This is a genomic window from Aeromonas sp. Y318-3 (genome assembly GCF_027706185.1).
Taxonomy (GTDB): domain Bacteria; phylum Pseudomonadota; class Gammaproteobacteria; order Enterobacterales; family Aeromonadaceae; genus Aeromonas; species Aeromonas veronii.
On the sequence record NZ_JAPDCN010000002.1, the window covers coordinates 268,400 to 286,177 of the forward strand.

Below are 17,778 nucleotides of genomic sequence, written 5' to 3' on the forward strand. Positions count from 1 at the left end.
CATTCAGGCTCGCCTGAAATCACATGAGGATATCTGTGATGAAGAAAACACATACCATTCTTAACCGTCACCAACTGCTCGATCTGGCCGCCCTGCAGGGTTGGCTGGAACATAATCTGGATCCGGTTCAGCGCGCCGATCAACTGCTGACCCTGCGTCCGGAAGAGCTCAACTGCATCTTTGATACCCTGCCAATCCCGCAAGGGGCCGAACTGCTTGGTTCACTCTCGGCCGAGAGTGCCGGGCGCCTGTTGCAGCGGCTCCATGGCAGCATCGTCAGCGTGTTGCAGGAGGCCATTCCCCGCCGTGAGATGGTCGCCATCCTGCGCAAACTGAGTCGTCAGGATCGCACCATGTTGCTGGCTCGCTTCCCGACCCAGGCGCAGGCCATGTATTACTCCCTGCTGGATTGGCCCACCGAGTCGGTGGGGGCCAACATGCGCCACGAATATCTGGCGGTGCGGGAGGAGGACACGGTCGGTCACGCCAAACAGCTGATCCACGATGCCTGGGACAATGCCCAGCTGTTTCGCCATATCTATGTGGTCAACGGGGATGGTCGTCTGCAAGGGAGCCTCTCCCTCAAGACCTTGCTGATCGCCGACCCGCTGGCCAGCGTTGCGACCCTGATGGATCGGGAGACGGTGCGGATCAACGCTCGGGCGGATCAGGAGCTGGCAGCGCGCCTGCTGATCGACCGCGACCTGTCGGTATTGCCGGTCGAGGATCAGGGGCGACTGGTCGGTATTTTCCACGTCGATGATGCGGCGGATATTCTGGAGCTCGAATCCACCGAGGATGCCGAGATGCAGGGGGGCTCATCACCGCTCGATACCCCTTACTTGCAGGCGACGCCCTGGCAGCTGTGGCGCAAACGGGTGGGCTGGCTGCTTATCCTGTTTGTGGCGGAAGCCTACACCGGCACCGTGCTGCGGGCATTCGAGGAGCAGCTGGAAGCGGCTATCGCGCTGGCCTTCTTCATTCCGCTCCTGATCGGTACTGGTGGTAACAGTGGCACCCAGATCACCACCACCATAGTACGAGCCATGGCGGTCGGGGAGGTGAGTCTGCGCAATCTCGGCACCGTGCTGAAAAAGGAGCTCTCCACCGGTCTGCTCATCTCGGGGGCCATTGCCATGGCGGCCTGGGTGCGGGCATGGAGTCTTGGCGTCGGTCCCCAGATTGGCATGGTGGTGACCTTTACCATCATCGCCATCGTGCTCTGGAGTGCCACTGTCGCGTCCATTATTCCCATGGTGCTGCGCCGTTTCCGCATCGATCCGGCGGTGGTCTCTGCGCCATTCATCGCGACACTGGTGGATGGCACCGGCCTTATCATCTACTTCGAGATGGCCAAGTGGTTGTTGCCCGAGTTGCAGTAACCGGGAGATTGAGATGCAAAAGGCAGCCTGTGGGCTGCCTTTTTTATTTATCTTTCCGGTTTAGCCGAGCTGGAACAACAGTGGCCAGCCCTGCTCCTGGCAATAACGATGCTCCTTCTCCAGATTCTGCATCAGGAGACGGTTCTCCTCGCACCAGTCGATCGGCAGGGTCACGACCAGCTGATCGCCTTGTACCGCGACTTTCCACTCGGGCAGCAGGTTGTCCTGGCGCTTGTGGTGAGCGGCGACTGCGAGGCGCAGGATGCGGATGCAGCGCAGCACCGTCTGCATGTCGTGGTTGGGCAGGGGAGGCAGCTCGGAGAGCTTGAGCCCCTTGCGCTGAAAGCGTACCAGCGCTGCCAGCAGGGCCTGATCGTCCTGGTTGAAGCCGGGCAGGTCGGTGTGTTGCAGGATATAGGCTGAGTGGCGATGAATGCCGCTGTAGTTGATGGCAAGGCCAATTTCGTGAAGCCGGGCCGCCCAGCCGAGGATGGCTCGATAGGGCTCTACTTCCATCTGCCAGGGCTCTTGCAAGGCATCAAACAGGGTCAGCACGCTCTGCTCCACCCGGGCGGCTTGTTTGCGGTCCATCCGGTAGTGGGTGCCGAGCGCCTGTGCGGTACGCTCGCGAATATCGTGGTGCTGCAAGCGCTCCTCGAACTCATACAGCAATCCTTCGCGCAGAGCACCATCGGAGTAGTCGAGCCGCTCGATGGGCAGCGAGGTAAACAGCCCGAGCAGGATGGCGACCGCGGCGGCAAACACCTCTTGGCGCTCCTCGGTAAGCCCTGTCAGCTTGAGGTTATCGACTCGCTTGCGCTCAATCATCAGCGCCTTGAGCCGCTCCAGCCCTTCCAGCGTAATGCTGCCGTCAGTCAGCCCTTCACCCTGCAGCACGTCGCGCACGGTACGAATGGAGCCTGAGCTGCCAAGGCAGCTCTGCCAGCCCAGCTTGCGGTACTGGTTGACGATGGGAGCGAGTTGGTGCTGCGCCTCCAGCACGGCATTGGTGAAGTGTTTGTCGCTCAGCTTGCCGCTGGCAAAGAAGCTCTGGGTAAAGCTGACGCAGCCCATCTTGCGGCTGGTGAGGGCCTTGTGTTCAAACCCTTCACCGATGATGAGCTCGGTGCTGCCGCCGCCGATATCGATGACCAGTACCTGGCCCTCGATATGCTGGGTATGGGCGACCCCCTGATAGATGAGCCGTGCTTCTTCCTGCCCGCTGATGATCTCGATAGGGTGGTTGAGCACCTTGGCCGCTTCGCTGACGAACTCGCGCGCGTTGCTGGCACGGCGCAATGTGTAGGTGCCGGCGATGCGGATCTGATCCGGTTTGATGTTGGTGAGCCGCTCGGCAAACAACGACAGACAGGCGAGGCCGCGTTCCATCGCCTCCGGGCTCATGCGCTTTTGCTCATCCATCCCTTCCGCCAGCCGTACCCGCTCCTTGATGCGATCGACGATGCGAAAACGCCCTTCGCTCAGATGGGCGATCACCATATGAAAACTGTTGGAGCCGAGATCGACGGCGGCGTAGAGGCTATTGTCCATTGTTTGACTCGATACGTTTGAGATAGTCGTAAATCGCCACCTGAGAGCGGATCTTGCGGCGGTTGCCCCGCTTCACATATTCGTTCTGCTGGTCGGCATCGATCACCCGCGCCTTGCAGGTATCACTCAGTTGTAGTTCGAGAATGTCCATGATGCGCTGCTTGAGGCGCTCGTCATAAATGGGGGTGCCCACCTCAATACGGCCGTCGATATTACGGCTCATCCAGTCGGCGCTGGAGATATAGAGCTGGGGGTTGCCCTTGTTGTGGAACACCATCACCCGCGGGTGCTCGAGGAAGCGGTCGATGATGCTGATCACCTTGATGTTGTCACTGAGGCCCGGTACGCCCGGACGCAGGGCGCACATGCCACGGATGATCATCTGGATCGGCACCCCGGCCTGCCCGGCGGCATAGAGGCGGTTGATGAGATCCTTGTCCACCAGATTGTTGATCTTGAGGATGATACCGCTCGGCTGACCCGCCTTGGCGTTGGAGAGCTCGTTGTCGATGAGGCGATAGAGCTGACGGCGGCTGTTGATGGGGGAGACCAGCAGGTGGTTGAATTTGTAACGCTTATAGGGGTACTCGATGTATTCAAATACCCCTTCCACTTCGGCGGTGATATCCGGATTGCGGGTCAGCAGCGAGAAGTCGGTGTAGATCTTGGCGGTCTTCTCGTTGAAGTTGCCTGTGCCGATATGGGCATAGCGCACCGGCTCGCCATTTTCGTGGCGGGTGATGAGGCAGAGCTTGGAGTGGATCTTGAGGCTCGGCACCCCGAACACCACCTTGACTCCGGCATCGGTAAGGATGTTGGCCCAGTCGATGTTGGCCGCCTCGTCGAAACGGGCGCGCAGCTCGACCACCACAGTCACCTTCTTGCCGTTGTTGGCGGCATCGATGAGGGAGTGGATGATGCGCGACTTCTTGGCGACCCGATAAATGTTGATGCGAATGGCGCTGACCGCCGGGTCGAACGCCGCCTGGCGCACCAGCTCGGTGAAGTGGTGGAATTTGTGGTACGGGTAGTAGAGCAGGATATCCTGCTTGGTAATCGCATCGAAGGCGTTGACGAAGCCGTCAAAATCGCGGCAATCCAGCGCCGGCAGCTTGGGGTTTTCCAGATAGTCACGGCCCACGTTGGGGAAGCCGATGAAATCCTTGAAGTTGTGATAGCGTCCGCCCGGCATAATGGCGTCGTAGGAGCTGATCTGCAGCTTGAGCTTGAGGAAGCTAATCATGGCAGCGGGCATCTCCCGCTCGTAGACGAAGCGCACCGGCATGGCGGTGAGGCGCTGCTTCAAGCCGTCACTCATCTTGTCCACCAGGCTCAAGTCCAGCTGGTCGGAGAGATCATATTCGGCATCCCGGGTCAGCTTCACCGCATAGGCGGCAATCTCGTCGTAGTCGAAGAAGCCTTTGAAGATCTCGTCGAGGCAGAAGCGGATGACGTTATCCAGAATGATGATCTGCTTCTTGCGGCGGGTCCCTTCCGGCGGCAGCTGGAAGAAGCGGGGCAGGTCGTCGGTCGGCACTTCCACCAGGGCGTACTGGATCACCTGACCGTTCTTCTTCATCTCGATGGCCAGATAGGTGTACTCATCCTTGAGGAATTTGACCGGATTGACCTCCTTGTTGAGCAGGATCGGGATGATGTGACGCAGCACCTTCTCCTTGAAGAAGACCCGCAGCCACTTCTGAATGGCATCGGAGAGCTGGTTCTCGTTGACTAGGAAGATGTTGTGGCGGGCCAGCGCAATCAACAGCTCTTTATAGGTGTTGTCGAACGCTTCACCGAGCGCCATCACTTTTTGCTGGATGGCGCGCAGCAGCACTTTCGCTTCATCGTCGCCACCATGTACTTCATTGATGAGGATGCGACGCTTGACGTCCGATACCCGTACCTTGAAGAACTCATCCTGGTTGGAGGAGAAGATCCCCAGAAAACGAACCCGCTCGATGAGGGGCACCGTCTTGTCCATTGCCTCTTGCAACACCCGTTCATTGAATGAGAGCCAGCTCAGCTCTTTCTCTTCATACTGCTTGTCGGTGCTCATCTTGTGCCTCTGTTTCAGGTCGCGTCTGCGCGGCAGTTATGGCGTTAATATATGACAAATAAATGACAGTATTGTTACTGCTCGCTGAACGCTTCGTCGATGTCGACCACCAGATCGTCGGAGAGGGATTCCAGCGCGGTGATAAGCGTATCCATCGCGAGCCCGTCGGGCAGGGCTACCAGCGCATGGGCATAGAAGAGCGGGGCGCCGGAGTGGGGAGCCGGTTCACAGCCGGTGGTGAGATCGGCCACGTTGATCTCGAGCTGGCGCAGGATGCTGGCTACTTCATGGACGATGCCGGGGCGGTCGTTGCCGGTCACTGTCATCATGACTTTATGGGCTGGCTCGGCGGTAGGTGTCCCTTCGGCAAAGCTGATGGTCAGACCTGGTAGCAGGGCCAGTGCTTCGCACAGGCTGCGATAGTGCTCATCGGGGACAGAGACATGGAGGATACCGGCAAACTGGCCCGCCAGTTCGCTCATGGCGCTGCCCAGCCAGTTACCCTGCTCGCGGCTGATGACTGCAGCCAGACTCTCGACGATCCCGGGTTTGTCTGCACCGATCACGGTGACCACCAATTGCTTTTGCATCCTGCTCTCCTTGAAATGGGATTTCTTGCTCTATCCCTATTGTGCCTGCTGGGACTGGTCATATGAACCCCCGCCTGCTGACAAATAGATAAAAAGACGGGACTTTTCACTTTCTATACACGGGTCTGCTGCCTTGCTCCGTGGCGGCTGTGGTAAAGTGATACCCCTTTCGTGTCGTGAACTGGATCGTGCTCTCATGAATACCCTTGTCCTATCGGGATTGTTGTTGCTGGCGCTGCTTGTGCTGGCGATCTTCTGGAGCAGAGGCAGACAGCAAAAGCGCCTGCCCTATGATGTGCAGGAGACCCTGTTCAGTCCCGCCGAGCGATCCTTCCTCGGGGTGCTGGATCTGGCGGTGGGTGACAAGGCCCGGGTCTTTGCCAAGGTGCGGGTGGCCGATGTGCTGACGCCGCAGGCCGGGATCGGCAAAAGCAAATGGCAGCAGCACTTCAACAAGATCAGCGCCAAGCATTTCGACTATCTGCTTTGCCACCCCGCGGATCTCTCCTTTATCTGCGCCATCGAACTCGATGACAGCACCCATCGTCACCAGAAGCGCAAGGCGCGGGATCTCTTTCTGAAAACTGCCTGCGACAGCGCCGGACTGCCGTTGCTGCAGATCCCGGCAAGTGCCAGCTATCTGGTGGAAGAGCTGCGCGAACAGATCCTGCCGCTGCTGGTCAAAACCAGCGAACCGGTGATCGACGATCTGCCGCACGGGGCGCGCCGCGAGCCGACGTTCAACCCTCTGTTGCTGGACGGCGTGGATGTCGGTGCCGGGATGCGTGGCCGCACTCCCCATGCCGAGGCGATCTCGCCCGCGCCATTTCACGAGCCCGTCATCCAGTCCAAGGGGGTGGTGGAGACGCCGCAGAGTGAGGGTGAACTGGTCGATGGTTTGTTCGCCGATGTAGAGGATGACGAGGAGCATGAAGTACACCACTGCCCCCGTTGCGATGCGCCGCTGGTGGAGCGGGAGGCGAAAAAAGGCCCCCACGCCGGTAGACTCTTTCTGGCTTGCAGCCGTTTTCCCGAGTGTCGTTATGCGGCGCCGCACCACCATAATCGCCACTGAATGCGCTTCACCGTGTCCCATGCTGCCCTCTGAAGAGGGCAGTTTTCTTTCCGCTTTTGGCTGCGTTTGTTAACCGCGCCAATGCAGAAAATTCCTCGGCAAAATTTATCTAATCTCTCGTTTCTGTCGATACACTTAGCCTGAATACGACAATTTTTGACAATGTGTCGGAATTTTGGCACTTTGTGTGCCAGCAAAAAGACAGTCGGTAGCTGTTTTATCATCAAATAAAACAATAAGTTAGTTCAGGACATCGCGAGGAATGGATATGGTGGAGATGGGCGTGTTGATTGTTGATGCCGATGCGCAGCGGCGCCAACAGTTGGGAACCGTGCTCTCGTTTATGGGGATCCCGTGGCAGGAGGTGGCACAAAGCGATCTGGATGTAGCCATCGAATCCTCCGGACCGCTGCAAGGGGTGCTGGTGGGTGAGCTGACCGACCGTCCCTTGTCAGAGCTGCTGGCAGCCTTCCCCCGTACCCCCTTCCTCTCGCTGGTTGAGGCCGATCTGCCCAACAGCAACTTTATCGGGGTCGCGCTCTCGCCTTTTACCTATGAATCCCTCACCCGTCATCTGCACTTCTGTCAGGCGTTCGTCTCCTTGCATCCTCGTCAGCAGACCCATGACAAGGGGCAGGCTCTGCTGCGTTTGCTGGTGGGCAAAGGGAAGGGGATCCAGGAGGTGCGTCGGCTTATCAGCCAGGTGGCCGAGACCGATGCCAACGTGTTGATCCTCGGGGAGTCCGGCACCGGTAAAGAGGTGGTGGCTCGCGCTATCCACGAACTCTCTTCTCGCAGCAGTGGCCCCTTCGTGCCCATCAACTGCGGCGCTATTCCGGCCGAATTGCTGGAGAGCGAGCTGTTCGGCCACGAGAAGGGGGCGTTTACCGGCGCCATCGCGGCCCGTCGCGGTCGCTTCGAGCTGGCGCAGGGGGGCACCCTGTTTCTCGACGAGATCGGCGACATGCCGATGCCGATGCAGGTCAAACTGCTGCGGGTGTTGCAGGAGCGGTTGTTCGACCGGGTCGGTGGCGGCAAGCCCATTCAGGCCGATGTGCGCATCATAGCGGCTACCCACAGGGATCTGGAGGCGATGATCCGCACTCAGGGTTTTCGTGAAGATCTCTACTACCGCCTCAACGTCTTCCCCATTGAGACGCCGCCGCTGCGGGATCGCATCGACGACATCCCGCTGCTGCTGCAGGAGCTGCTCAACCGCCATGCCGAGCAGCACCATGGCTTTATCCGGCTGACCCAGCGGGCGCTGGAGTCGCTGATGCAGTACCCCTGGCCCGGCAACGTGCGCGAGCTCTCCAACCTGCTGGAGCGGCTGCTGATCCTCTACCCGCACCAGATTGTCGATGTGGCCGATCTGCCGAGCCGTTATCGCCTGCTGCCGAGCGAGCCGCGGGATGAGCGGCTGACCGAGATGGATGAACGGGATGCGCTGGCGGCGGTATTCCAGGATCCGCCCGAGCTGGATCACTCCCTCGCCTCGGCCCGCACCATGCAGTTGCCGGAAGAGGGAGTCAACCTCAAAGAGATGCTGGCCGACCTTGAAGTGGAGCTGATCCGTCAGGCGCTGGAGTCTCAGGACGGGGTGGTGGCCCGCGCTGCCGATCTGCTCGGCATGCGCCGTACCACTCTGGTTGAGAAGATGAAAAAGTACGGGATGAGCAAGGACGTCTGAGGGTCAAAGCCTTGACGCTAATGCGCAATTCATTGTTTTTATTCATATATTTTAGTGGCATGGAAATTGAATAACCTGACCCAATAGCCAGTTTGAGGTCAGGTTTATGACAATCCAGCAGCAGGACATGCCACTCCAGTCCCACGAAGTGAGCCAGCTCTATACCATCTTCAAGGCGCTCCCCACCGGGGTGTTGCTGCTTGACGGGGCTGGGGTGGTCACCCGCGCGAATCCGGCGGCCATCTCCCTGCTGGGGGAGCCGCTGGAAGGGGAGCTCTGGCGCCACATCATTGCCCGCTGCTTCGAGCCGCGCGAGGATGATGGCCACGAGATCTCCCTGCGCGACGGGCGCCGGGTGCAGCTCTCGACCCAGCCGCTGCCGGATCAGTCCGGCCAGCTGGTCTTTATCAATGACCTGACCGAAACCCGTAAACTGCAAGACCGCATCAACCACATGAAGCGGCTGTCGGCGCTCGGCAATATGGCGGCCTCGCTCGCCCACCAGATCCGCACACCGCTCTCCGCTGCCATGCTTTATGCCGCAAACCTGGCCAACCGCACCCTCAAGCCGGAATCTCGCACTCAGTTTCAGCAAAAGCTGATGGCCCGTTTGCAGGATCTGGAGAAGCAGATCAACGACATCCTGCTGTTCGCCCGCAACGGTGACAATCAGGTGGTCACTCCCATCTCGGTACAAGGGCTGCTGGCCGAAGTGCAGGCAGGTGCCGAGGCCTTCTGCCAGCAACAGGGCTGCGAGCTGCACATGGAAGCTCCGGAGCCCGATCTCTGTCTGCTGGCCAACAGCAGTGCGCTGGCGGGGGCCATCAACAACCTGATTGCCAATGCCCAGCAGGCAGGGGCCACCTCACTCTTGGTCAGCGCGGTGCGCAGCGGTGCCCGGGTGGAGATGCGGGTCATTGATAATGGCAAGGGGATCCCTTCCCATCAGCTCGGTCAGGTATTCGAACCCTTCTTTACCACTCGCTCCCAGGGCACAGGCCTCGGGCTGGCGGTGGTGCAATCTGTAGTGCGTGCCCATCAGGGGGAGGTCGGTGTGGCCTCGGTTCCCGGTGAGGGCACCTGCTTTACTCTGTCGTTCCCCCTGCATCAGCAACCGGTGCAGCTTGGAGGTGTAGCATGACACAGGCCAGGATCCTGGTAGTTGAAGATGACAATGGCCTGCGCGAAGCGCTGGTGGATACCCTTTTGCTCGGCGGTTATGAGTGCCGTGAAGCGGACAGCGGCGAGCGGGCTCTGCTGGCCCTCTCCCGTCAGCCGTTTGACATGGTGATCTCCGATATCCAGATGGGGGGAATGGACGGTCTCACCTTGCTGGCCACCATCCGCCAGCAATATCCGCAGATCCCTGTGCTGCTGATGACCGCCTACGCCAACATCGATGGCGCGGTGCGCGCCATGCGCGAAGGTGCCATCGACTATCTGGCCAAGCCATTTTCGCCGGAGGTGCTGCTTAATCAGGTCAGCCGCTATGTGCCCGCCCAGAAGGTGGAGAAGCGCGCTGTGGTCTACGGGGATCCCAAAACTGCCGAGCTGTTCCAGCTGGCGACCCGAGTGGCCAGAAGCGAAGCGACCGTGATGGTGACCGGCCCGAGCGGGACGGGGAAAGAGGTGCTGGCCCGTTACATTCACGATAACTCCAGCCGCGCCGAGCAGCCTTTCGTCGCCATCAACTGCGCCGCCATTCCGGAAAACATGCTGGAGGCTACCCTGTTTGGCTACGAGAAGGGGGCCTTCACCGGTGCGGTGCAGGGGTGCCCCGGCAAGTTCGAGCAGGCGCAGGGGGGCACCCTGCTGCTCGACGAGATCACCGAGATGGATCAGGGGCTGCAAGCCAAATTGCTGCGGGTACTGCAGGAGAAAGAGGTGGAGCGGCTCGGCAGTCGCAAGATGATCCCGCTGGATGTGCGGGTCATCGCCACCAGCAACCGGGATTTGAAAAAAGCGGTGCAGGATGGCCTGTTTCGCGAAGATCTCTACTATCGTCTCAACGTCTTCCCGCTGCGCTGGTCTGCCCTCTGTGAGCGGCCCGGCGACATTCTGCCGCTGGCGGAGCATCTGCTGGCCCTCCATGCCAGTCAGCAGGGGCTGCCGACACCACAGTTGACGGATGCCTCGCGGGAACGACTGCTGGCTCACCCCTGGCCCGGCAATGTGCGGGAGCTGGACAACGTGGTACAGCGTGCCCTGATCCTCAGCCCCGACGGGATCATTGATTGTGACCACCTCATTCTGGAGGAGCTGGACGAGCAGGAGATGGAGTTTGTCAGCGTGGAGCGCAGCTATGGCGGCGATCGCCTTGGCAGCGAGCTCAAGCAGCAGGAGCACCAGATCATCCTCGACACCCTGCAAGATTGTAACGGCAGCCGCAAGGCGGTGGCCGATCGGCTCGGCATCAGCCCGCGCACCCTGCGCTACAAGCTCGCCCAGATGCGGGATGCGGGGATCGATTTGCCCGCCTGAGTCAGGTTGTTTGCCCGAGAGTGAGGGCGAAGCTTCATCGTGCTGGCGCTGTCATGGTCTTGACAGCCCGGCTCGATTATCATGGGGCCCTTGGCGCTTTGAGCCTGGCCCCTGTTTTTATTGGTAAAGCAGGGGACCGAGCCTTAATAAGGGACCCCTATGATCTCTCATCGAAAACTCGAAACCGTACTGAACCATCTGCTCGAACCTCACGCCATAAAGGATTACTGCCCCAACGGCTTGCAAGTGGAGGGGCGCGAGCGCATTCGCAAGGTGGTGACCGGTGTCACCGCCAGTCAGGCGCTTATCGACGCGGCGGTGGCTGCCGAGGCCGATGCTATTCTGGTCCATCACGGCTACTTCTGGAGCGGTGAACCGGCCCAGATCACCGGCATGAAGCAGCGTCGGCTCAAGACCCTGCTGACCCACGATATCAACCTGTTTGCCTACCATTTACCGCTGGATGTCCATCCCGAGGTGGGTAACAACGCCCAGCTCGCCAAGCTGCTCGACATCAAGGTGCGTCGCGGTCTGGAGCCGTGGAACAGCAAGAGCGTCGCCATGGTGGGCAAGCTGGAAGAGCCGATGAATGGGGCCGACTTTGCCAAGCTGATTGCCGATCGCCTTGGCCGCGAACCACTCTATTGTGGCGACAGCGGCCCCGAGCTGATCCGTTCCGTAGCCTGGTGCACCGGTGGCGGTCAGAGCTACATCAATCTGGCGGCGGAGCAGGGCATCGATGCCTTTATCTCTGGCGAAGCCTCCGAGCAGACCATTCACACCGCTCGCGAGATGGGGATGCACTTCTACGCCGCTGGCCATCACGCCACCGAGCGTTATGGTGTCAAGGCGCTGGGGGAGTGGCTGGCGACCGTGCATGGGCTGGATGTCACCTTTATCGATATCGACAATCCGGTCTAGGGTCGCTTGGCCGCGTAGCGGCGTAATCGGACCTGACCTAAGCCATCGTGAGGTAGGTAGAAATGACAAGGGAGGCCTAAGCCTCCCTTGTTGTATCTGACATGCAGTTGTTAGCGGTTACTCGCTGGCGTAACCCGCGGCACCCAGCAAGGTGCCATCCAGTTGCACAGCGCTGTCCACCATCTGCAGCCTGCCTTCGCAGAACCAGCGTACCACCAGCGGATAGATGCTGTGCTCCTGCGCCTGTACCCGTGCCGCTACCTCGTCCGCACTGTCTCCTTCAAAGATGGGCACACGGGCCTGCAGGATCACCGGGCCACCATCCAGCTCTTCGGTGACGAAGTGGACGCTGGCGCCATGCTCGCTATCACCGGCATCGATAGCACGCTGGTGAGTGTGCAAGCCCTGATACTTGGGCAGCAGGGAGGGGTGGATATTGATCATCCGCCCGGCGAAATGGCGCACCAGATCGCCGCTCAATATCCGCATAAACCCGGCCAGCACCACCAAGTCCGGCTGATAGTCTGACATCAGCGCAAGCAGGGCGGCGTCATACTCCTCCCGGCTGGCAAACTGCTGCTGGGCCAGAATAGAGGTCGCCACGCCTGCCTCTCTGGCGCGAACCAGACCATAGGCATCGGCCTTGTTGCTGATGACGCCGACCACCTCACCGGCAATCTTGCCGCTGGCACAGTGGTCGATGATCGCCTGCAGGTTGCTGCCGCTGCCGGAGATTAGCACCAGGATGCGTTTCATAGGGGAGTTCATTTGGCTGTTGATCCGGTCATTCATTGAATGACGACCTGCTCCTCACCATCGGCTGCCTTGGCGATATGGCCGATATGCCATGCATTTTCGCCTTCCGCCTTGAGCAGGGTCAGCGCCTTCTCCAGCTGGTTGGCGGGCAGGGCGATGATCATGCCGACACCGCAGTTGAAGGTGCGATACATCTCGTGACGGGTGACGTTGCCAGCCTGCTGCAGCCAGCTGAACACTGCCGGCCACTGCCAGCTCTGCTCATCGATTACCGCTTGGGTGTTGGCGGGCAGGACGCGGGGGATGTTCTCCCAGAAGCCACCACCTGTGATGTGGGAGAGGGCGTGGATCTCGCACTCCTTGATGAGCTTGAGCACAGGTTTCACATAGATGCGGGTCGGCTCCAGCAGGGCGTTGGCCAGGGTCGTGTCACCCAACGGTTGATGAACGTCGGCTTTGGAGACTTCCAGAATTTTACGGATCAGGGAGAAGCCGTTGGAGTGAGGGCCGCTGGCGGCCAAGGCGATCAGGGCATCCCCTTCACCGACCTTGCTGCCGTCGATGATTTCGCTCTTCTCCACCACACCGACGCAGAAACCGGCGATGTCGTAGTCTTCCCCTTCATACATACCCGGCATCTCGGCGGTCTCGCCGCCCACCAGGGCACAGCCTGACTGCTCGCAACCGGCACCGATCCCGGTGACCACCGCGGCTGCGGTGTCCACGTCCAGCTTGCCGGTTGCATAGTAGTCGAGGAAGAACAGCGGCTCGGCGCCCTGTACGATCAGGTCATTGACGCACATGGCCACCAGATCGATGCCCACGGTGTCGTGCTTCTTCAGGTCGATGGCCAGCCGCAGCTTGGTGCCCACACCATCGGTACCGGAGACCAGTACCGGCTCCTTGTAGCCCGCAGGGATTTGACACAAGGCCCCAAAGCCGCCAAGACCACCAAGGACTTCAGGACGACGAGTGCGCTTTGACACGCCCTTGATACGTTCAACCAGTGCATTGCCGGCATCGATATCTACGCCAGCATCCTTGTAGCTCAGTGAGGTTTTGTCAGTCACGAGTATTCCCCGTCATGTAAAGAAGTGGAGGGTAAAATTCGGGGCGTATTCTAACAGTGGCGGTGGAAAACCAGAAAGGAAATCGTTTGCGCGTTTTTGCGCGGAAATGCTCTACAAGCGGTGGCTTTTGTTGTATGATTCCGCGATTTTTTTGCGGCAGGTTAGAGGAGATAATAATGAAAGTCGTTGAAGTCAAACACCCCCTGGTCAAACACAAGATCGGTCTGATGCGTGAAGGCGATATCAGCACCAAGCGTTTCCGTGAACTGGCCAAAGAAGTGGGCAGTTTGTTGACCTATGAAGCGACCTCTGACTTCGAAACCGAGAAGGTTATCATCGATGGCTGGAATGGGCCAGTAGAAGTTGACCAGATCAAAGGCAAGAAGGTAACCGTCGTACCCATCCTGCGTGCCGGCCTTGGCATGATGGATGGCGTGCTGGAGCACATGCCGAGCGCCCGCGTCAGCGTGGTCGGTATCTACCGTGATGAAGAGACCCTGCAACCGGTTCCCTATTTCGAAAAGATCGTCAGCAACATCGAAGAGCGTCTGGCGCTGGTCATCGATCCTATGCTGGCCACCGGCGGCTCCATGATCGCCACCATCGATCTGCTGAAGAAGAAAGGCTGCCAATCCATCAAGGTGCTGGTACTGGTTGCCGCGCCGGAAGGGATCAAGGCGCTGGAAGCTGCTCACCCTGACGTAGAGCTCTATTGCGCTTCTGTCGACCAGGGGCTGAACGAGAAAGGCTACATCGTGCCGGGTCTGGGCGATGCAGGCGACAAGATCTTCGGTACCAAATAAGTTAATGCCTTGACCCGCTTCCCATGTGGAAGGGGTGATCGGAGCCGGCGCATCGCCGGCTCTGCTGTTTGTGGCCGCTTGTGCCAGCCTTGCCGCAGGATGCGCCTTGCCGCTACCATAAGCACACTCTCCCATTTCGAGACTCTGTTCATGTTCAAACGTGTTGTGACCGCCCTCTGCTGCGGCTTGTCATTCATGGCCTCGGCCGCTCAGGTGACCGACCTCTATCAGGGCAAGGCCCCGACCAGTGGTGACATGGTGGCCGCTCAGGGGCAGGCACTGGGTCAGGTGTTGATCAAGGTGACCGGCAAGCGTGACATCCTCACCCAGCCGGTGGTGGTCAAGGCGCTGGCGGCCCCGGGCGACTATGTCAAAAGCTATGGTTATCAGGATCAGGACTCCGTCAAGTATCTGAAAGCCGAGTTCAAGAGTGACAAGGTCAACAGCCTGGTCTCCGAGAGCCAGTTTGCCCTGCTTGGCCCGGCGCGTCCCCAGATGGCGATCTGGCTGGTGGTGGATCAGGGGGAGCGTCGCCTGCTGGCGGATCAATCCAGCGATGGTTGGGCGCAAGCCTTGCGCGAGCAGGCCCAGACGCTGGGGCTACCCATCAGCATTCCGCTGATGGATCTCGATGACAACATGGCGGTCAGTGCCACCGACGTCTGGGGACGCTTTGCCGACCCGATTTTGCAGGCAAGCCAGCGCTATGGCGCCGAGATGGTGGTGCTGGGCAAGCTGACACCGGAAGGTGACAAGTGGAGCATCGATTGGGGACTCTACGGCCCCAAAGCGGCCGGTGAAGTGGCCGAGCTGACCCGTGGCAATAGCACCGGCACTCAGGCCGAAGTGGCGCAAGGGTTTGCCGATACCCTGGCGGCCTGGCTGGTGAAAAACTACGGTGCCCGTATTTCTGGTCCGGCAACCAGCCAGACCCTGGTGGTAGATGGCCTCTCCGAAGTGGACAGCATGATCGCCGTGCAGAAGATGCTGCAGGGGATGGGCAACGTCAGCAAGGTGGCGATCGGCAAGCTGGAGGGGGACCAGGTCACCTTCAACTTTACTCTGCAAGGGGATCAGGCCGAATTGGTGCGGGCACTGCAGCTCGAGAGTCGTTTGCGCAAGGTTGACGATAATGGCAGCGGTTTGCGTTACCAATGGTCGCAGCCCTGATTTTATAAGGCTTTTGTAGACCGCCCGGCTTGTCCGGGCGGTTCTCTATCTGCCTTTGCGATGATACACTTAGCCACAAATGTCACAGTCAAAGCCCAACGAGTGAAGCAACCGGCCCAACTGTCTTTAGCCGTACAACTACCGGATGATGAAACCTTCGTCAGTTTTTATCCCGGCAACAATGCTCATCTGATCACCGCTCTCAAAAACGCGGCCATCGGTCAGGGATCGCCTTTCCTCTATTTCTGGGGAGCCAAGGGATCCGGACGCTCTCATCTGCTCCACGCCACCTGTGCCGAGGTCAACGCCCGCGATGCGGCGGCGGCCTATCTCTCCCTCGATCAGTTTGAACAGCTCGACCCCAGCATGCTCGATGCCCTCGAAAGCCTGCCGCTGGTCTGTCTCGACAGCCTTGAGGCGATCGCCGGCAATGCCGTGTGGGAGCGGGCGCTGTTCGATTTCTACAATCGCTGGCAGGAGAAGGGCGAGGGGACGCTGGTGGTCACCGGCTGCAGCGCACCGCGCAAACTGGGGCTGCAGTTGCCGGATCTCGCTTCGCGCCTCGACTGGGGGGTGAGTTTCCATCTCGAAGAGCTGGATGATGAAGGCAAGCTCAGTGCCCTGCAGCTGCGTGCCGAGCTGCGGGGCTTCAAACTGCCTATCGATGTGGGCCGCTTCCTGCTCAACCGACTCTCCCGCGATATGCGAACCCTGCTCACCACTCTCAATCAGCTCGACAACGCCTCATTTCGCGCCAAGCGCAAGCTCACCATTCCCTTTGTCAAAGAGATCCTCGAGCTCTGATCCTCTCTGCAGTGTGCGGTTGTGGCCTGACTTTCGTTTGAATGGTAGATAAAAAGAAACCCCGGCTTCAGGCCGGGGTTTTGCTATTTCAAGGCAGCTCTCTTATTAGTGGAACTGATCTTCTTCGGTGGAGCCGGTCAGTGCGGTCACCGAGGATTGGCCACCCTGAATCACGGTGGTCACCTTGTCGAAGTAACCGGTACCAACCTCCTGCTGGTGGGCCACGAAGGTGTAGCCACGGCTGGCGGCGGCAAATTCCGGCTCCTGCACCATCTCGACGTAGTGCTTCATCCCTTCGCCACGGGCGTACTGGTAGGCCAGCTCGTACATGTGGAACCACATGTTGTGGATACCCGCGAGGGTGATGAACTGGTACTTGTAGCCCATGTCGGAGAGCTCCTGCTGGAAGCGGGCGATGGTGGCATCGTCCAGATTCTTTTTCCAGTTGAAGCTCGGGGAGCAGTTGTAGGCCAGGATACGATCCGGGAACTTGGCCTTGATTGCTTCGGCAAATTTACGCGCTTCGTCCAGATCCGGCTTGGCGGTTTCACACCACACCATGTCTGCGTAGGGTGCGTAAGCCAGACCGCGAGCGATGGCCTGATCGATACCGGCACGTACCTTGTAGAACCCTTCGGCAGTGCGCTCGCCAGTCAGGAAGTCTGCATCGTACGGGTCGGCGTCGGTGGTCAACAGGTCAGCGGCGTTGGCGTCGGTACGGGCGATCACCAGGGTGGTGGTGCCGCACACATCGGCTGCCAGACGGGCGGCAACCAGCTTCTGCACCGCTTCCTGAGTCGGTACCAGCACCTTGCCGCCCATATGACCGCACTTCTTGACGGAAGCGAGCTGATCTTCGAAGTGCACGCCAGCGGCGCCTGCTTCAATCATTCCCTTCATCAGTTCGAAGGCGTTCAGCACGCCGCCGAAACCGGCTTCCGCATCGGCTACGATCGGAAGGAAGTAGTCGATAAAGCCCTCATCCTGCGGTCCAACCTTGTTGGCCCACTGGATCTGGTCGGCACGGGCGAAGGAGTTGTTGATGCGCTCCACCACGGACGGTACAGAGTTGGCCGGGTAGAGGGACTGATCCGGATACATGGTGGAGGACAAGTTGTTGTCCGCCGCCACCTGCCAGCCGGAGAGGTAGATCGCCTCGATCCCCGCCTTGGCCTGCTGCACCGCCTGACCACCGGTCAGGGCGCCGAGGCAGTTGACATAGCCTTTCTTGGCGTCGCCGTGGATCAGGCCCCACAGTTTGTCGGCACCACGCTGGGCCAGGGTGTGCACCGGCTGCAAGCTGCCGCGCAGGTTCACCACGTCTTCGGCGCTGTAGCCGCGCTTGATCCCTTTCCAGCGGGGGTTTTCCGCCCAGTCTTTCTCGATAGCCTGGATCTGTTGCTCACGGGTCAGTGCCATATCAGTT

15 protein-coding genes are annotated in these 17,778 nt (G+C 59.7%); 9 read left to right on the forward strand and 6 right to left on the reverse strand.

The window, feature by feature from the left end; translation table 11 throughout:
• Positions 1-38 precede the first annotated feature (38 nt).
• Positions 39-1,382: a magnesium transporter gene (gene mgtE, locus OKB77_RS03730; protein ID WP_058056049.1), complete on the forward strand. Its 1,344-nt coding sequence runs from the start codon at positions 39-41 to the stop codon at positions 1,380-1,382.
• A 60-nt stretch (positions 1,383-1,442) separates the two neighbouring features.
• Here the strand turns inward: mgtE and ppx are convergent, their stop codons facing one another.
• The 3 genes from ppx to OKB77_RS03745 form a co-directional block, all read right to left on the reverse strand.
• Complete coding sequence (ppx, locus tag OKB77_RS03735) at positions 1,443-2,933, reverse strand: exopolyphosphatase (protein WP_069555280.1); 1,491 nt, start codon at positions 2,931-2,933, stop codon at positions 1,443-1,445.
• On the reverse strand, positions 2,923-4,992 hold the full coding sequence (ppk1, locus tag OKB77_RS03740; protein ID WP_101529450.1) for a polyphosphate kinase 1: 2,070 nt from the start codon (positions 4,990-4,992) through the stop codon (positions 2,923-2,925). Before ppk1 ends, ppx begins: the two co-directional genes overlap by 11 nt.
• A 74-nt stretch (positions 4,993-5,066) precedes the next feature.
• Positions 5,067-5,582, reverse strand: a complete 516-nt coding sequence (locus OKB77_RS03745; protein WP_270816941.1) for a glycine cleavage system protein R — start codon at positions 5,580-5,582, stop codon at positions 5,067-5,069.
• A gap of 196 nt (positions 5,583-5,778) precedes the next feature.
• Here OKB77_RS03745 and OKB77_RS03750 point away from each other — a divergent pair, with 196 nt between their 5' ends.
• The 5 genes from OKB77_RS03750 (at position 5,779) to OKB77_RS03770 (ending at position 11,749) form a co-directional block, all read left to right on the forward strand.
• Positions 5,779-6,657 carry a DUF2726 domain-containing protein gene (locus OKB77_RS03750; protein ID WP_270816942.1) on the forward strand — a complete coding sequence of 293 codons (879 nt, stop codon included), beginning with the start codon at positions 5,779-5,781 and terminating at the stop codon, positions 6,655-6,657.
• A gap of 268 nt (positions 6,658-6,925) precedes the next feature.
• Positions 6,926-8,347, forward strand: a complete 1,422-nt coding sequence (locus OKB77_RS03755; protein WP_005350678.1) for a sigma-54 dependent transcriptional regulator — start codon at positions 6,926-6,928, stop codon at positions 8,345-8,347.
• A gap of 106 nt (positions 8,348-8,453) precedes the next feature.
• The gene (locus OKB77_RS03760) at positions 8,454-9,488 is read left to right on the forward strand and encodes a sensor histidine kinase (protein WP_270816943.1); all 1,035 of its coding nucleotides are present in this window, start codon (positions 8,454-8,456) and stop codon (positions 9,486-9,488) included.
• Positions 9,485-10,828: a sigma-54-dependent transcriptional regulator gene (locus tag OKB77_RS03765; RefSeq protein WP_270816944.1), complete on the forward strand. Its 1,344-nt coding sequence runs from the start codon at positions 9,485-9,487 to the stop codon at positions 10,826-10,828. The genes OKB77_RS03760 and OKB77_RS03765 overlap by 4 nt, the downstream gene beginning before the upstream one ends.
• A gap of 159 nt (positions 10,829-10,987) precedes the next feature.
• Positions 10,988-11,749 carry a Nif3-like dinuclear metal center hexameric protein gene (locus tag OKB77_RS03770; protein WP_216979065.1) on the forward strand — a complete coding sequence of 254 codons (762 nt, stop codon included), beginning with the start codon at positions 10,988-10,990 and terminating at the stop codon, positions 11,747-11,749.
• A gap of 117 nt (positions 11,750-11,866) precedes the next feature.
• Here OKB77_RS03770 and purN read toward each other — a convergent pair whose 3' ends face one another.
• Both purN and purM read right to left on the reverse strand, forming a co-directional pair.
• Positions 11,867-12,505, reverse strand: a complete 639-nt coding sequence (gene purN / locus OKB77_RS03775; protein WP_270816945.1) for a phosphoribosylglycinamide formyltransferase — start codon at positions 12,503-12,505, stop codon at positions 11,867-11,869.
• 32 nt (positions 12,506-12,537) lie between these two features.
• Positions 12,538-13,575: a phosphoribosylformylglycinamidine cyclo-ligase gene (purM, locus tag OKB77_RS03780; protein ID WP_042052927.1), complete on the reverse strand. Its 1,038-nt coding sequence runs from the start codon at positions 13,573-13,575 to the stop codon at positions 12,538-12,540.
• 176 nt (positions 13,576-13,751) lie between these two features.
• Between purM and upp the strand changes: the two genes are divergently transcribed.
• The 3 genes from upp (at position 13,752) to hda (ending at position 16,352) form a co-directional block, all read left to right on the forward strand.
• Positions 13,752-14,378, forward strand: coding sequence for a uracil phosphoribosyltransferase (gene upp, locus OKB77_RS03785; protein WP_005334115.1), 627 nt, complete (start codon positions 13,752-13,754; stop codon positions 14,376-14,378).
• Between the two features lie 150 nt (positions 14,379-14,528).
• Positions 14,529-15,548 carry a DUF2066 domain-containing protein gene (locus OKB77_RS03790; protein WP_270816946.1) on the forward strand — a complete coding sequence of 340 codons (1,020 nt, stop codon included), beginning with the start codon at positions 14,529-14,531 and terminating at the stop codon, positions 15,546-15,548.
• A gap of 102 nt (positions 15,549-15,650) precedes the next feature.
• A complete protein-coding gene (hda, locus tag OKB77_RS03795) occupies positions 15,651-16,352 on the forward strand; it encodes a DnaA inactivator Hda (RefSeq protein ID WP_013723920.1) in 702 nt (233 codons plus the stop codon).
• 105 nt (positions 16,353-16,457) lie between these two features.
• On the opposite strand, the gene aceA is transcribed toward hda, so the two are convergent.
• Entirely contained in the window at positions 16,458-17,771 is a 1,314-nt protein-coding gene (aceA, locus tag OKB77_RS03800) for an isocitrate lyase (protein ID WP_005344572.1), read from the reverse strand.
• Between the last annotated feature and the right edge of the window lie 7 nt (positions 17,772-17,778).

What these genes read in the sequence shown, in the direction of transcription:
- mgtE (WP_058056049.1), top strand. Translation starts at nt 39, where the DNA reads ATGAAGAAAACACATACCATTCTTAACCGTCACCAACTGCTCGATCTG.
- ppx (WP_069555280.1), bottom strand. Translation starts at nt 2,933, where the DNA reads ATGGACAATAGCCTCTACGCCGCCGTCGATCTCGGCTCCAACAGTTTT.
- ppk1 (WP_101529450.1), bottom strand. Translation starts at nt 4,992, where the DNA reads ATGAGCACCGACAAGCAGTATGAAGAGAAAGAGCTGAGCTGGCTCTCA.
- OKB77_RS03745 (WP_270816941.1), bottom strand. Translation starts at nt 5,582, where the DNA reads ATGCAAAAGCAATTGGTGGTCACCGTGATCGGTGCAGACAAACCCGGG.
- OKB77_RS03750 (WP_270816942.1), top strand. Translation starts at nt 5,779, where the DNA reads ATGAATACCCTTGTCCTATCGGGATTGTTGTTGCTGGCGCTGCTTGTG.
- OKB77_RS03755 (WP_005350678.1), top strand. Translation starts at nt 6,926, where the DNA reads ATGGTGGAGATGGGCGTGTTGATTGTTGATGCCGATGCGCAGCGGCGC.
- OKB77_RS03760 (WP_270816943.1), top strand. Translation starts at nt 8,454, where the DNA reads ATGACAATCCAGCAGCAGGACATGCCACTCCAGTCCCACGAAGTGAGC.
- OKB77_RS03765 (WP_270816944.1), top strand. Translation starts at nt 9,485, where the DNA reads ATGACACAGGCCAGGATCCTGGTAGTTGAAGATGACAATGGCCTGCGC.
- OKB77_RS03770 (WP_216979065.1), top strand. Translation starts at nt 10,988, where the DNA reads ATGATCTCTCATCGAAAACTCGAAACCGTACTGAACCATCTGCTCGAA.
- purN (WP_270816945.1), bottom strand. Translation starts at nt 12,505, where the DNA reads ATGAAACGCATCCTGGTGCTAATCTCCGGCAGCGGCAGCAACCTGCAG.
- upp (WP_005334115.1), top strand. Translation starts at nt 13,752, where the DNA reads ATGAAAGTCGTTGAAGTCAAACACCCCCTGGTCAAACACAAGATCGGT.
- OKB77_RS03790 (WP_270816946.1), top strand. Translation starts at nt 14,529, where the DNA reads ATGTTCAAACGTGTTGTGACCGCCCTCTGCTGCGGCTTGTCATTCATG.
- aceA (WP_005344572.1), bottom strand. Translation starts at nt 17,771, where the DNA reads ATGGCACTGACCCGTGAGCAACAGATCCAGGCTATCGAGAAAGACTGG.